The sequence below is a fragment of the Mycolicibacterium novocastrense genome, from assembly GCF_001570485.1.
Classification (GTDB): Bacteria; Actinomycetota; Actinomycetes; order Mycobacteriales; family Mycobacteriaceae; genus Mycobacterium; species Mycobacterium novocastrense.
On sequence record NZ_BCTA01000103.1, the window covers coordinates 1 to 14,658 of the forward strand.

Annotated in this window: 9 protein-coding genes and 4 pseudogenes; 2 read left to right on the top strand and 11 right to left on the bottom strand. The window is 65.0% G+C overall.

All coding sequences use genetic code 11. The annotated features are described in order from the left end of the window. A partial coding sequence (locus tag RMCN_RS29920; RefSeq protein WP_067396829.1) for an IS256 family transposase occupies nt 1–1,260 on the bottom strand: 1,260 nt, incomplete at its 3' end. A 531-nt stretch (nt 1,261–1,791) separates the two neighbouring features. Between RMCN_RS29920 and RMCN_RS29925 the strand changes: the two genes are divergently transcribed. After that, entirely contained in the window at nt 1,792–2,337 is a 546-nt protein-coding gene (locus tag RMCN_RS29925) for an Rv2240c family protein (RefSeq protein WP_067396893.1), read from the top strand. Nucleotides 2,338–2,435: 98 nt separating this feature from the next. Here the strand turns inward: RMCN_RS29925 and RMCN_RS29930 are convergent. From RMCN_RS29930 to RMCN_RS29965, 8 genes and pseudogenes are all read right to left on the bottom strand, one after another. After that, a pseudogene (locus RMCN_RS29930) lies at nt 2,436–2,568 on the bottom strand (IS256 family transposase); the annotation flags it as partial. A gap of 210 nt (nt 2,569–2,778) precedes the next feature. Continuing rightward, nucleotides 2,779–5,034, bottom strand: a complete 2,256-nt coding sequence (locus tag RMCN_RS29935) for a SulP family inorganic anion transporter (RefSeq protein ID WP_067396830.1) — start codon at nt 5,032–5,034, stop codon at nt 2,779–2,781. Between the two features lie 463 nt (nt 5,035–5,497). Further along, nucleotides 5,498–6,055 (bottom strand): Rv2240c family protein, encoded by a 558-nt coding sequence (locus tag RMCN_RS29940; protein WP_084377888.1) that lies wholly within the window; start codon nt 6,053–6,055, stop codon nt 5,498–5,500. A gap of 96 nt (nt 6,056–6,151) precedes the next feature. Then, nucleotides 6,152–6,844, bottom strand: a pseudogene (locus RMCN_RS29945) (MspA family porin). 386 nt (nt 6,845–7,230) lie between these two features. Then, a pseudogene (locus RMCN_RS29950) lies at nt 7,231–7,540 on the bottom strand (IS3-like element ISMysp3 family transposase); the annotation flags it as partial. Nucleotides 7,541–7,572: 32 nt separating this feature from the next. After that, nucleotides 7,573–9,489, bottom strand: a complete 1,917-nt coding sequence (locus RMCN_RS29955) for a beta-ketoacyl reductase (protein WP_234787841.1) — start codon at nt 9,487–9,489, stop codon at nt 7,573–7,575. Beyond that, nucleotides 9,444–10,088 (bottom strand): UdgX family uracil-DNA binding protein, encoded by a 645-nt coding sequence (locus RMCN_RS31765; RefSeq protein WP_084377880.1) that lies wholly within the window; start codon nt 10,086–10,088, stop codon nt 9,444–9,446. The genes RMCN_RS29955 and RMCN_RS31765 overlap by 46 nt, the downstream gene beginning before the upstream one ends. A 35-nt stretch (nt 10,089–10,123) precedes the next feature. Next, nucleotides 10,124–11,665 (bottom strand): glycosyltransferase family 39 protein, encoded by a 1,542-nt coding sequence (locus RMCN_RS29965; RefSeq protein WP_067396834.1) that lies wholly within the window; start codon nt 11,663–11,665, stop codon nt 10,124–10,126. Between the two features lie 224 nt (nt 11,666–11,889). On the opposite strand from RMCN_RS29965, the gene RMCN_RS31770 reads away from it, so the two are divergent. After that, nucleotides 11,890–12,330: a universal stress protein gene (locus tag RMCN_RS31770; protein ID WP_064416167.1), complete on the top strand. Its 441-nt coding sequence runs from the start codon at nt 11,890–11,892 to the stop codon at nt 12,328–12,330. Here RMCN_RS31770 and lnt read toward each other — a convergent pair. Together lnt and RMCN_RS29980 are read right to left on the bottom strand one after the other, a co-directional pair. Continuing rightward, nucleotides 12,284–13,705, bottom strand: a pseudogene (gene lnt, locus RMCN_RS29975) (apolipoprotein N-acyltransferase); the annotation flags it as partial. The gene RMCN_RS31770 and the pseudogene lnt overlap by 47 nt on opposite strands. A gap of 26 nt (nt 13,706–13,731) precedes the next feature. Beyond that, nucleotides 13,732–14,613: a fructose bisphosphate aldolase gene (locus RMCN_RS29980; protein ID WP_067396840.1), complete on the bottom strand. Its 882-nt coding sequence runs from the start codon at nt 14,611–14,613 to the stop codon at nt 13,732–13,734. Nucleotides 14,614–14,658: the final 45 nt, after the last annotated feature.

The window sequence follows — 14,658 nt, forward strand, 5'->3', positions numbered from 1 at the left end:
GTCGGTGGGTCGTTCGAGTAGCTTGCCTTTGTGGAAGACCGCGCCGGCGCGGACCAGGGCGACCAGGTGCGGGGCGTTGACGGCCCGCCAGCGGGCCTGTGCGGCGTCGATCAGCTTGTAGGCCATGGCAATCCCGGCCGTGCGTGATCCCGGCCCCTTGGTGACCTTGGTTCGAAGTCGCACCGTGGCGAAAGTGCTTTCGATCGGATTTGTCGTCCTCAAATGGATCCAATGCTCGGCCGGGTACTTGTAGAACTCCAGCAGGACATCGAGATCGTCGACGATCTTGGCGACCGCCTTGGGATACTTGGCACCGAAGTCGACCTCGAAGGCCTTGACCGCCAGCTGAGCCTTGTCGATATCCTCGGCGTTGTAGATGTCTTTGAGCGCCGCCAACGCCGACGGGTGTGCCGACTTCGGCAGTGCGGCAAGCACATTGGCCTGCTTGTGGAACCAGCAGCGCTGCTCACGGGTGGCCGGGAAGACTTCGCGGACCGCCCTCCAGAACCCAAGGGCACCATCGCCGACGGCCAGCACCGGCGCGGTCATCCCGCGGCGTTTGCAGTCACGCAGCAGGTCGGCCCACGACTCGGTGGACTCCCGATACCCATCGGTGATCGCGACCAGCTCCTTGCGACCATCAGCACGCACGCCGATCATCACCAGCAGGCACAGCTTGGTCTGCTCCAGGCGGACCTTGAGGTGGATGCCGTCGACCCACAGGTAGACGTAGTCGGTGCCGGACAGATCCCGGCGCCCGAACGTGGCGGCTTCGTCCTGCCACTGCGCGGTCAGCCGGGTGATCGTCGACGCCGACAACCCCGCACCCGAGCCGAGGAACTGCTCGAGTGCCGGCCCGAAGTCGCCGCTGGACAGCCCATGCAGGTACAGCAGCGGCAGCACCTCGCTGATCTGCGGGGACTTGCGTGCCCAGGCGGGCAGGATCGCCGAGGAGAACCGCTGCCGGACACCGGTATCGGGGTCAACCCGGCGGTCGTTGACCCGCGGTGCCTTCACCTCGACCGCGCCGGCTGCGGTCAGCACCTCACGCGGTTGGTGGTAGCCGTTGCGGACCACCAACCGATGGCCGTCCTCATCGAGCTGGTCGGCGAACTGCGCTACGTAGGCCGCAACCTCGGCCTGCAGCGCCGCGGCCAGCATCTGCCGGGCGCCGTCACGAACGATCTCGTCCAACAACGACCGACCAGCACCGCCGGCACTTTCGTTGGCCTCGGCGGCATCGTGAACTACGGTGAGCATGGGCGTACCTTCCCGAACCAGCGCGCCAACGCCGGCTCATGATCGGACCTTCGGATATTCAGATCATCCTCGGGAAGGTGCGCCCACTTTCACGCCCCCACACCGAGGCTCATCCACAGGTTCTGATCATTGCTCCAACCAACCCCGGCAGGGGGTCAATTTTCACCTGCCGCCAGGGGGTCAATTTTCAGCCGCCGCCGACATCCAAACGGTAAACGGACCGAAAACAGTTCATGCCACATACCCATCGAGAGCGCCTCTGGCTGTCCACAGCATCGAATGGACGCCGCACGGGCACCCAGCGTTGAGCGGCGGTTCATCATTTGGTGAGCTGTAGACTCGACCATTCGATATATACAACCATGCCTTGAACCTGATCATGAGAGCTCTCTGTCGATCACTGCGGCCTCGTATTCGCCTGACTCTGCTGTGGTCTCGCACGGAGAGCCGCTCAATGGCGGTGAGGGCAAGATCAGCTGGTCCGGTGGCGCGGCATCGCCCGCGATCAGGCCGACACGGCAGGAGGAATTGTTGAGGTCATCACATGTTTGCGAGCGCGGGTTGGCCGCGTCTCTCATCGCGTTTGGCATCGGGCTAGCGGTCGTCCCAACCGCATCCGCCGACCCCAACGACGCAGAACAGACGGACACGCCGGCTCCGGGTATGGTAACGGTCCCCGCGCCGACCTCGGACAACGTCAATCCCGCGGCGGCGGTGGCCTGCAAGCAGTTCGCCACAACGCTGAATTTCGCCGCGACCAATTACTCGGGTTTCGCCGACGCCACCGAAGGTACGGACCTTCCCGACTACAGAGATCCGACTGTCAGGAACAGTAACGTGACCGGTCGGACCGCGCTGCGGGAAGCGGCGGCCGCGGCCATGACCGCGGCGGCGACACCGGGTCTGCAGCCCGAGATCGCCGCGCCGATGCGGGCATGGTCAGTGGACGCGACGAAGCTCCTGTTGATCATGGGACTCCGCCGCGGCGGTGACACCCTTGACAATGTGGCCACCGAGCTCAACAACGACGCCTACAACGCCCAAACGGCATGTGCCGCCGCAGGAACGCACGCCTGAGGTTAGCCCCGTCGTCGTCAGAGGAGCTTGAACAAGAACGACTGCGTCCGTTCATGTTTGGGGTGAAGAGCACCTCGCCGAGGCTGCCTCTTCGAGAAGCATAGAGCGTCGGCTTCGACCCATCAGGGCGTGGATGAAAGTTGCCAGCAGCTCGCGCAGCACATCGGGGCGGCAGGCGGTGAGTCGATCAGCCAGCACAGCCGGCCTGTCAATATTGTGGCCAGTGGTCATCGCGTCGATTCCTTTGCTCGAGTGACTTTGGTCGGTCCCTCGACGAATCACGCGATCGCTCCGGCGACCATGCGCCCCGCACCCTCGCCCGAGTTGGCCCGCCGGCCCGCAACCGCATCCCGGCGATCAATCATCCGGGCCGGCGCAGATTCGTGAGACCGATTGGAGACCCCGCTGTCGAGGCCCGAGGGACTTACCCTGTTGGAAGAGTCAGTCGTTCGGCGCGCCGAGGTTTTCGACGTCGCTCTCTGTAATACGCAGTACCCGGCCCGAGGCGATATCGAAGAAGAGCCCCAATGTATCCAATCGCTGCTCTTCCAGAGCGGGACCCACCACGGGATGGACTTTCAAGTTCTGAATTTGCCAAGCGACGTTGACCATTGCCAACTGATCGCAGGCGTCATACCCCTGCCTGGCCGCCGCCCGGCCGACGGGGTGACCGGCGCGGAACGCGTCGAGGCTTGGCAGCGCCTGTTCGATCCATGCCGCGACAGCGGGGGGAATGCCGTCACGATGGCCAGCCTCGGAGAGCAATGCCGTCATCGCTCCGCATCTGGAGTGGCCGCAGATGATCATGGTGTTGACGTTCAACTCGATGATTCCGTACGCCAATGCGGCTTCCATCGACATGTCAGCGGCGTTCGGCTGAACGAGGTTGCCGAGGTTGCGCACGGTGAAAAGGTCACCGGGCCCGCTGGCGGTGATGACATTGGGCACCAAGCGAGCGTCTGCGCAGGTCAGGAACAGAGCGCGCGGTCGCTGCCCGCCGCGCAGCTCGTTGAAATGTTCGCGAAGCAGCGGGGCGTGTCGGCGATGGTAACGCGCGACGCCGTCCAACACCGGGGTGAGCATCGAACCGGTGTCCCCTGGGTGGTGGCCGTGAGAGCGCCAGGGCGATAGGCCGCGGGCTATCGCGCTGTGCGACCGGCGAATCGGCGGCCCTACGGTGGCCGCTGCCATCGCGCTCTCGCCGATTTCGTCGATGCAAACCGAGCCGCCAGCTAGGCGGTGCCGCCGAGCCCACTCCTCGATGGCCTCGTATGCGGCGTGATCAAGGAAGTCGACTGTGATCTCCACGGTGACCCGGCTGCCACGCGGAATTGAGGCCAGCACGCGCGATAGCCGCGGCAAGGAAAGGAAACTGAGGGCTCCTTCGAGTGTGAGACGCCATTCGTGATGCTCCTCGTCGATCGGTTCGGCATGTACTGAGGCGCGCACCACCCGCCACAACACCACGACGAGGGTGACGGCGACGCCGATGGCGACGCCTTCCAGCAGGTTCAGGAACAGAACTCCGGTGACTGTGATCGCATAAACAGCCAGGTCGCCGGTACGCCAGGCCAGCCGGATGTGTGCCAACTTGACCAACTGGATACCGATCACGATCAGCAACCCGGCCAGGGCGGCCTTCGGAATTTGTTGCACCAGACCGGCCAGCAACACGGAAAACAGCAGCACCCACACGCCGTGCAAAATCGACGAAGCCTGCGTGCGTGCACCGGCCGCCACGTTGGTTGCGCTGCGGACGATCACGCCGGTTACCGGCAGCCCGCCGAGCATCCCCGACACCATATTGGCCGCGCCCTGACCGATGAGCTCGCGGTTCAGATCGGCTTTCGGGCCGTTGTGCATCTTGTCGACCGCAACTGCCGAAAGTAAGCTTTCCACGCTGGCGATCAACGCGATGGTCAACACAGCCAGTACAAACGGCACCCAGGTGCCGTGCGGCAGAGTCGGCAAGCCGATCGCGTCGAGGATCGAACCGTTGAGTTCGATTCTGTCGGCGTTCAGCGGCGGCACGAACGATATCGCCGTCGCGGCGACGATTGCGACTAGCGGCCCGGGAAGTATTTGTAGCCGAGCCGGGCTTCGTTTCCAGCTCAGCATGATCGCGACGACAATGAGCCCTACAACGATGTCGCTTAGGTGGGGAGCCCGAAGCTGAGCCGGCAATTCGGTCAGGTTGCGCCACACCGAACTCCGAGAGCTGCCGCCGAGCAGTACGTGAACTTGTTGCAGGGCGATCGTGATGCCGATCCCGGCGAGCATTGCGTGCACCACGATGGGCGATATGGCCAGCGCCGATCGCGCGAGCCGGCTCACGCCGAGAACTACTTGCAGCAACCCGGCTCCGACGACGATGGCGGTGGTGGTCTTCCAGCCAAAGGTATTGACCGTCTCGGCTACCACTACTGTCAAGCCGGCGGCCGGACCCGAGGCAAGCAGAGGCGCTCCACCCACCGCGCCAGCAATTATGCCGCCGACGATCGCGGCGATCAGCCCCGCCATAATCGGTGCGTTGGAGGCGATTGCGATCCCGATCGACAATGGCACCGCAACGAGAAAGACCACGATCGACGCCGGAAGGTCGTACCTCGCGACGGTCTTCAGACGGTCACGCAGGCTGTTAGGTGGGTCCACGGAGGCGTCGGCGTCCGCTACTACAGCCGAAGCAGAAGCCGGCATGGCGTGGGATCCTCTCTGTCAGTTCGCACACTCACTAAGCCAGGAAGCAGAGGCATCCCGGTTATTCCGCACACTACCGAGAATTTTTCGGATAGCGGTACGGCGCTGGTCACATCGCGTATTCGATCACAGCACGAATCACCGAAGTCGGCAAAATCGCGCCCCTGGTGTCACCGATTCTCTAGCCCCAGGTCTGGTGGAAATTGAGGTGGCGGCCCCCCGCTCGTGACCTGCCGTATAGCCTGTCTGAGCGTTCGCCACCGCGATCGATCTGACCCCGACCGGGCGTGGCTGCGGGTGAGCTTGGGCAAGCTCACCTCGTCGCCGGGTGCCAGTAATCACCATATGTCCGAACCGAATACACCGCGGCGGTATGCCCACGATGTCGGATGGAAAGGGCTTAGCCTAGCCGCATCCCTTTGTGGCCGTTTAGTTTTCGGTCCTGCACAGCAGCCCGTTGAGTCTAGCTGGTCACCGCCGGGGTACCGGCCTTCGCGCAAGCCATCTGGACATTGTAGGTGGCCTCATTCAGCTCGGTGGCCGCGGTGTCGACAGCGTCGTTGCTGCGGTGAAGAAACATATTGACGAGCAGTTTCGCTGCCCGTGTCGACCAGACCCGTATCGGAGCCGCGACGTCTGACTGCAAACCCGGCGTGTCCGAGGCGCTAAGAGCTGCGCGAGCCGCTTCCCGTAGCGCGGTCCTGCCGGCCACATTGGCGCTCCGCACCGTCGGATTCGCGTAATTCCAGTCTGGAGATGACATCCCAGCAGCGAAATCGGAGTAGTTGACCGCGGCAGAGTCGAGCGCGTTGGCGAACTGCGAGCACGCTGCCGCCGACGCCGGGTTGGCGTCCGCCGCAGCGCTCGACCCCGCAACGACTGTGCCGGGCTCGGGCGTGCCCGGGACCGCCAGGTCGTTGGGGTCAGCGCCCGCCGCTGGTAGGGCAGCAAGGCTGACGCCAAAAGCGGTGAGCAACAATGCGAATGCCCGGGCAAGTTCTCCCACTGGTGACGCCGTCATGATGAAGCTCACTCCATATCTGGTCGTGTCAGCGCGTAGGCAGCCGGTCTCGCGGCGCTTCCTCTGGGACCAATGATCAAATACGAGCATCCAGCGTCAGACGGCCTTCGTGATGCCGGTGTAGGAGATGATGTCTTGGGTATCCGTCGTTGTGCCCGTCAGCGTGGCATACGAGCGCAGGAACGACTCCCCGACGCAGCCGTCGATTTACACGCGGAAGTCCGAGATGGTGATCCGCGGATCAGTGCCCTTAAACACCATCTTGCTGACCGGAACGATGTTGACTTTGCCTGGCACCAAGTAGACCGCAACCGAGCCGTTGATCGGAAGCCCGGCACTCAGTCCCGTCGGACCCAGCGCCGGGACCACGCCGACCGAGCCCGTTAATTGCACGCCATTGACCCCTAACTCGATGCCACAACCGATCTGATAGCCGACCTCGAGCGTCCCGCCGGTCAACGTGGTGGTGCCCGCGCCGGTCACCGACGCGTTGAACGCGCCGCCCACGATGTACTCACGTGACGCCGTGGAAGTCGTCAATGGCGCCACCGGCACTTCTGACTCGTCGTCGGCCCAAACGCTGATCGTCCAGCCGTCAGCGGTCGTGCGGGTGGCGCGCGCCCCAGAGGGCACCAGGCCGTCATTTGGAGGTGGTGCAGGCGGATCGGCGCTACTCGCCGCGGCCACTGCAGGATCGGGATCTGATTCTGGAGCGGTCGATGCCAGTGGCGCCGTCGCAACAGAGATCAATATGTAAGCGGTCACCACCGTGGCAAAACGAAGCAGCATCACGTAGCCTCCCGATCGAAATCAACCGGCGCACTGAATCGCACCGGCGTCAACGGTGGACTGCCGCGATGGTGGTCTTTCACGGGGGAAGCTCTGCGCCGAGGCCAGCGGGACAATATCCCGTAGGGCTTCGACACGGTGAAGTTGGCGGCGCCGAGCTTGTTTTCGGTGTGGTTCGCCAATCTGCAGCGCGTTGTCACGGTTCCCCCGATCAATTTCGCACCCGTGTCTAGCGGACGGGTGTCTGGGTACGGAGACCGTAACTAGGACGGGGTGGAGCCGCAATTTGAAACGTCCCCGGTTTCGTGAAGATCACGTTACGTGTGAGTTGATGGCGCTCATCGAAAATCCCGAGGTGTGCTCATTTCCCTTCCCACAACGAGTTACGCCCCGCTCGACGGCGCTGCGGGCGTTGCCCTGGCGTGGAACGAGCGCGGGGCGATCGGCACACCGTGCTCGGTGAGCACGCGGCAGATCGGAGCGACCCCGAAGCGGTCCCTATGGTCGGCGATGAACACGCAGATCGAACTGGCCAGCGACGGCTGTGCGGGTCGCTTCCCCGCACGAAGAAAGACGTTGCCGCCTTGAGGATTTCGATGGTTAGCTCGCGCTCGACGTTACGTCGCTTCAATGCTCGGATCTCCGCGGCCGCCTCACTGGACACCCGTCACGATTGCCGTCGTCGACCTGCTGCTGGGCCGCGAGACCTTACTACGGCCTAGATTGCCTCAGAACCGCTCGGCTGCTGCCCATTTTTGCGCGCTCAACTGCGCGACAACATCAGCTATGGACGCCCCGCCGAGGAGATCCGACACCTCAAGATCGTGATTGAATTCGACTTTGATTCGACGACATAACTCTAGCGCCTGCAACGAATCCAAGCCGATCGCCACCATGGGGACATCGGCGTCAATGGACTCGGCGCGATCGATACCGATGGATTCGGCGAACAGATCAATCAACCGTCGCGAGTGCGTGGTCGGCTCAACGGGTGCGTAGGTTGCTGGGTTGTCGACGTCGGGTGGAATCAGCTGTGAAACCAGCGGGCCGTAGCCGAACACACCCAGCACCGATCGCGCCCGGGCGAAATCGAATGCCCCGACGATGGCATTCCTGCCCAGCCGGTTCATTCCCAAAGAGATTGCATCGCGTGGAGACATCGGGACAACCCCGATGGCCGCAAGCTGCGCCATACTCCTCTCATCGAGGTCAAAATGAACGGTCCACTGACCCCATTGCACCGAAACACAGTCCAAGCCAGCGGCGCGGAGTCGGTGCGCCATGGCGTCGAGCATCCGATTGGCCGCCGAGTAGACCACCTGCCCGCGTCCGCCGATCGTCGCCCTCGCCGAGGAGCACAGAATGACGCGACAGTTCTCCGCTCGGGGGAACGCTTCCAGTACCCGCCAGATGCCGATAACCTTGGCCCGCAACGCATCGTCTACCTTCGTGGCGGTAATGTCCTCGAGTTCGATAGCCGAATAGTCGACGGCGGCGTGGATTATCAGATCCGCCGGGGCGCCCTGGTTCTCCGCAGCCAGTTGCGATACTGCCGCCTGGTCGCCTACGTCGCACTTCGTGACACAGATTTGCGTAGCCGTGGTCGAGCGGATCCCCTGGAGTCGGTCCGCGACTGCAGCGTCCCCGCCCGATCTGCTCACCAGCGTGATTCGCCGAGCGCCGCAGTGTGCGAAGTGGTCGCAGAATTCGAGCCCGAGTTTCCCCGTTCCCCCGACGATGAGCACATGTTCATAGGGCACACAATCGGAGTGGACCGCCGAGCTGTTGCAAGCAACGATCCGTTTGGCGTATAGACCCCCGTTGCGGAATGCCAATTCCGATTCTTCGTCGGTGTGCAACGCCGCGACGACCGCACGCCCCGAGTCTGAGGCGGTGGATCCAGCCGGCAGGTCGAGGTGCCGGAATCCTACGCCGGGATAGTTGGCGCCAATGCTGCGAAACCCCGCGCTTGCCGCTGCGTGCACCGGGTCTGGCGGTGCGTCGTCTGCGACGACCCCCTCACCGCCCACCGTCACTAGCCAGTAGTCGGTACCTGCATCAGTGACTCCGGGCCACCACATGCGGTTGGAAAAGAATTCCGTGACTGCGGCCGCGGCGGCGACGTCGTCCATCTTCGGCGATTGCGGAAGCAGTATGACAAGTGTATTGAAACGACTTGTGACACCGTGACTTTCAATGTCGATCATGCGAGCCGCGGCGCCAGCTTCGCTGGCTGCAGCGCATATGGCAGTGGCCAAACCCGCGCAGGCTTTCGTATGGTCGACGATTCCGATGTCACGCGGTGGCACAAGTGAGCGCTTTGACAGCCGAACCCATTCCTCGACGAGAAGGCGTGCCGGCGTGGTTTCCGCGTTCAGCTCACGGGCTGACTCCGTAGGCACTGCAACCGGATTGACAGCGGAGGTCCGAGCACCGCGCTGGGGCGGCGCCTCGTCATATGGCAGCCACAGCGGTATCTCATTCATCCGGGTGTTGGGAAAAGCACGCAACGGAAGCGAGACGGTTTCGTCAGACCCAGTGCGCAGGCACTCCCATGAGTAGTCCAAATCATGTACGGCCAGGTTCGCGAGATTGCGTGTCAACTCGTTGAGATCCGTGGCCGTTCGCTCAGACGAGCCGGCCACGACCGCTGAGCTTGTATCCCCATGTCCAGCGAGATTCTCTTGAATCGCCAGCTGTAGTGTCGGATGCTCGGCCAGCTCCACGAACGTGTCGACGTTGCGCCGCACCGGCCGCGGTGCGCGGTCAGCCGAAACTTGCTGCCCAGCAGCGACTGTGCAGCGGTCGCGCCCATCAGCACCAGCACCTCGGGTCTGATGGCATCCAGCTCGGCCAGCAGCCACGGTCGGCATGCCACCACCTCCGTGCGGCCCGGCGTCTTGTGGATTCGTCTCTTGCCGCGTTCGGGCAGGGTGAACTTGAAGTGCTTGACCGCATTGGTCACATACACCCGTTCACGGTCGATGCCGGCCTGCACCAGCGCCTTGTCCAACAGCTTGCCTGCCGGGCCGACGAACGGCTCCCCGGCCTTGTCCTCCTGATCGCCGGGCTGTTCGCCGACCAGCATCATGTCCGCGCTGGAGGAACCGCCGCCGAACACCACCTGCGTCGCATCGAGGTACAGATCGCAGCCCTTGCAACCGTGCGCGGCCTCGGCGAGAGCAGCGAGATCGCGGGTGTCGGGCACGAACTCCGCGGCGGTGTGGGCCGGCCTTGCAGGCATGGGGGATGGTTACCCGGTTCTGGCGCGGTCACCCGCTACCGCGTCGACTTGACCACCTGGGCGAAGCTGAACTGCCAGCGCTCGACAAGCCGGAAGCCCATCGCGTGCGGTACCCGGTACGCAGGCGCACGGCGCAGGCGGGTTCCCGGATTCAGCGCGTTCCCGGTTTCTCGATCCGGGACGGTGGCGTCGCGTTGTGAAACCGTCCACAGCACGGTGCACGGCCGAAGCTGCTCGGCCACACCCCAGATCCCAAGATGGGCGTCCCACAAGCGGTTTCGGTCGGCGGCGCGGCGACCGCGCCCGGGGTCCACGAGCGCGGCGTACGCCTCGGGCCGCGCGGCCGTCAACGGTCGAATCGGGCCGGGTGCCCAGTTCGTGGTGTTGTCGAGCACCAGGCAGTCGCCGGGGGAGGCGTGCGTCGTGAGGACGTCGGCCACCTGGCTGAAGTCCATGCCCTCCTTGGCGTACGGACCCCGTTGTTGGAGCAGGTAGTTCGGGGTTGCCGCGACCGCCAACACGGTCAGCACCGCCGCGACGGTCTCGCGCGATCTGGCGACGGCGGTGATGCCGACGGCCAACAGCAGCGCCATCGCCGGGGAGGTGTAGCTCAGATAGCGCGGGTAGTAGATGGGCTCCCACCACATGGAGTAGAGCAGCAGCACTCCCGTCGGAAGCACGATCCACGCCGCGCTGATCGCCACCAGCGATCGGACGCCGGCTTCTGTCGGCCGGAAGCGTCGGATCGTGAGCAGAACGAGCACCAGTCCCGCCGAGAGCGCGAACGCCACGCTGTGGTCGAAGTACTGCTCCTGCATCACTTCTGCGACCGTGTGCCAGCCTGGCGGTGAGATCCACCGCACCTGGGCGATCTGCGTCCTACTGAACGCCAGGAAGGGTCCCACAACCGCGATCGCCACCGCGACCGTGACGATCCAGCGATGCACCACCGTTCGCCGAGCAGTCACCGCTGCCAGCGCAACCGCGTGTACCAGCACCATCAGCACCACGAAGACGTTCAGCAGCGACGAGCCCACCAGCGCCAGCCCGTAGCAACCCCACAGCCACCGGGTGTTGCGGCGGAGTGCGAGCATCAACAACACGGTCAGCCAGACGGCCGCGGCCGCCGTCAGCGCATAGGATCTCGCCTCGATGCCCGCCCACGTGATGCGCGGCAGGATCGCGAACACGATCCCCGCGCAGACGGCCGTCGTCCGGGAAGCGAAGCGTCGCGCAAGGACGACGACACCGCCGGCGGCCAGCCCGACGGCCAGGCAGCTCGACAGCCGGGAGTAGAACTCGGTGGCCGGGAACACCGCGAACCACCCGTGCATCAGCAGGTAGTACAGGCCGTGCACCGCGTCGATGTTGTGCAGCAGGCCCCACAGCTGGGGGATCGACCGCGTCGAGGCCGAGATCGTGGCCGCCTCGTCGAACCACAGCGACGGCCGGGCCGCGCCCGCCGCCGACACCGCGACCGCGAACACCGCCGTCAGCGCAGCGTCGTACCGGCCGGCGCGAAGGGATCCCGACGGGTCGAGGCGCGCGAGGCGTTGCTGTACCAGCGACAGATCCACGCGCTGCTACCCACCCTTCCCGCGAACGGCAAAACGCTAGCGTGTGCGCTTGTACCGCGCTCGCCGAATGGGTGGGGAAGTCATTGTGATGACCGGGTGTAGGCGGCGTCACCTGGGGCGGCCCAGCGTGACGTTGGGTGTGAAGTAGGACGAAATCGCAGGCAAATGCCACTGGAGCGGCTACTGTTCCGGGTGGCAACGGAACTGAAATCGGGAGGATGTGGATGAGCGCCTATCAGACCGTCTTGGTTGGCACGGACGGATCGGACTCGTCGCTGCGCGCGGTCGAGAAAGCTGGTCAGATCGCCGGTGACGCCAAGTTGGTCATCGCGACGGCGTACTTCCCCCAGGACGAAGATCAGCGTGCGGCCGACGTGCTCAAGGACGAGGGCTACAAGATGGCCGGCAACGCGCCCATCTACGCAATCCTTCGCGAGGCGAAAGAACGCGCCCACCAGGCGGGCGCCACGAACGTCGAGGAGAAGGCCGTCGTCGGCGCCCCCGTCGACGCGCTGGTCGAACTCGCCGAGGAGGTCAAGGCGGATCTGCTGGTCGTCGGTAACGTCGGCCTGTCCACCATCGCCGGCCGGTTGCTCGGTTCCGTTCCCGCCAATGTCGCACGCCGCTCCAAGAGCGACGTGCTGATCGTGCACACCACGCCGTAACCACCACCAGCGCCGCCACGATCATCCAGTCGCCCCACCGCTGATAGAGGGTCGTTCGCGCGTCCAACGGGACGTCGACAACCGTGACTCCGCGTTCGGCGGCGGGCATCCATGCCAGCCGGTGGCCGCGCGCGTCGAACGCCGAACTGACCCCGGACAACGCGGCATGAACCGCGGGCCGGCCCGTTTCGACCGCGTGTACGGCGGGCATCGCCGCCAGTTGCGGTTGCGCCCAACTGCCTTGGTATGACGACGTCGAGCTCTGGTAGACGAGTAGCTTCGCTCCCCGCCGGACGCCGTCCCGGGCGAGGTCGGAGAACATCGTCTCGAAGCTGATCAGCGGTCCGATCGCGACGGCGTCGGTGTGCAGGACGACGGGTCCGTCCCCACGACGGCGGTCCTCGCCAGCGGCTTGGGTGTTCGACGTGGCCCAGCCGATCAAGGGCCGCAGTGGCACGTACTCGCCGAAGGGCACCAGTCGCGTTTTCGCGTACGAGCCCTGCACGCCGTCCGGTCCGACGAGCACCGACGATTTGTAGATGCCGCCCGATGCCGCCTGGGCGTCGACGTTGACCAGCAGGTCCGCCCCCACACGCCGGGACAGGGCGGCGAGCCGCGCGGTGACTTCGGGGTGGGTCGCCAAGTCCACGCCGACACTGCTCTCACCCCACACGACCAGGTCCACTCGCTGCCCGGCCAGCTGCTCGGTCAGACCTTCGCCGGCGGCCTGGCGCTCGGCGGCCTCGGCGATGTCACCCGGCTGGACGAGCGCGACCCGCACCGTCGGACCGGGCGTCGGTTCCGGGCCCCACCAGAACCAGGCGGGACCGACCGTCAGAAGAAGAGCTGCCAGGACAACCGGCGCCGCCGAACGCAGCACCAGGACCAAGACAATCGCGGTGTTGACCGCCACCACGAGAAAGCTGACGAGCCATACGCCGCCCAGCGCGGTGGGCGCCAGCGTGGCCGGCTGATTCCACTGCGATGCGCCGAGCAGTGCCCACGGCCCGCCGAGCCGGTCCCACGACCGGACCGCCTCTGTGAGCACCCACACGCTGGGCAGTACCGCCACGGCGCTGGCGGCGCGAGCGAAGGTGACATCACCGACGAGCAGACGGTGCGCCGCCCAACCGAAGGGCAACCACAACGCACCGAGTCCGGCCGCGAGAACGAACAGCGGCAGACCCGTGCTCGGCCAGAGCCAATACTGGGTGACGCCGACGAACGCGGCCATCCCCAGCCAGGCTCGCGCGGCGGACTGTCCAGCCGTCGGCGCCGCACGGAGCACGAGCAGCAGCGGGACCAGCGCGATCCAAGCCAACCACCCCAGTGCGGGCGCCGGGAACGCGAGCGCGGGGAACGCGCCGGCGACGATCGCCGACGCGTAACCCCGCAGCGAGATCAGGTGCTCGATGCTTTGGCGATGCTCGCGATCGCCTGGTCGAGCGTGGAGTTGAACTCCTCGTCGCTCTGCTGGGCGGTCAGACCCTCGGTCAGCGCCCGCGAGAAGCTCGCGATGACACCGATGTTGCGCGCCAGCTTCTCGTTCGCCTCATCGCGGCTGTAACCACCCGACAGCGCCACGACCCGCAGCACGTTCGGATGCTCGACCAGATCCTTGTACAGGTTGTCGGTGTCGGGCAGCGTCAGCTTGAGCATGACCTTTTTGTCGCCGAGCTTGCCAACGCCCTCGAGCAGCGCGGCCTTGAGCTGGTCCTCGGCCTCGGCCTTCTTCGGGCTCTTGATGTCGACCTCGGGTTCGATGATCGGCACCAGGCCCTTGGCGAGGACCTGCTCGGCGACCTCGAACTGCTGAGCCACGACCGCGTCCACGCCGGCGCCGGGCAGCTTGATGACCGAACGCTCCTTGGTGCCGAAGACCCCGTTCGCGGCGGCGCGGTCGAGCAGATCGTCGAGGCCGGGCATCGGCTTCATCGTCTGCGCGCCGTCCTTCTCCTCGGCCAGGCCCTTGTCGATCTTGAGGAACGGCACGATGTTCTTGACGTTCCACAGGTAATCGGCGGTCGGACGGCCCTCGATCTCGCGGTCCATCGTCTGCTCGAACAAGATGGTGCCCATGATGCGGTCGCCGTCGAAGGCGGGGCTGGTGATGATGCGGGTGCGCATCTCGTGCACGAGGTCGAACATCTGGTCGTCGCCGGAGTAGGCGTCCTCGGCGATCCCGTAGAGCTTCAGCGTCTTGGGGGTGCTGCCGCCGCTCTGATCGAGTGCTGCGATGAAACCGGCGCCGCTCTGCGCCTTCTTCAACTGATCCTCATTCATCCTTGTCTCCTCAACGACCTGCCGTTTCGACCAGCCTAGGACAGG

What these genes read in the sequence shown, in the direction of transcription:
- RMCN_RS29940 (WP_084377888.1), bottom strand. Translation starts at nt 6,055, where the DNA reads ATGACGGCGTCACCAGTGGGAGAACTTGCCCGGGCATTCGCATTGTTG.
- RMCN_RS31765 (WP_084377880.1), bottom strand. Translation starts at nt 10,088, where the DNA reads ATGCCTGCAAGGCCGGCCCACACCGCCGCGGAGTTCGTGCCCGACACC.
- RMCN_RS29980 (WP_067396840.1), bottom strand. Translation starts at nt 14,613, where the DNA reads ATGAATGAGGATCAGTTGAAGAAGGCGCAGAGCGGCGCCGGTTTCATC.
- RMCN_RS29935 (WP_067396830.1), bottom strand. Translation starts at nt 5,034, where the DNA reads ATGCCGGCTTCTGCTTCGGCTGTAGTAGCGGACGCCGACGCCTCCGTG.
- RMCN_RS31770 (WP_064416167.1), top strand. Translation starts at nt 11,890, where the DNA reads ATGAGCGCCTATCAGACCGTCTTGGTTGGCACGGACGGATCGGACTCG.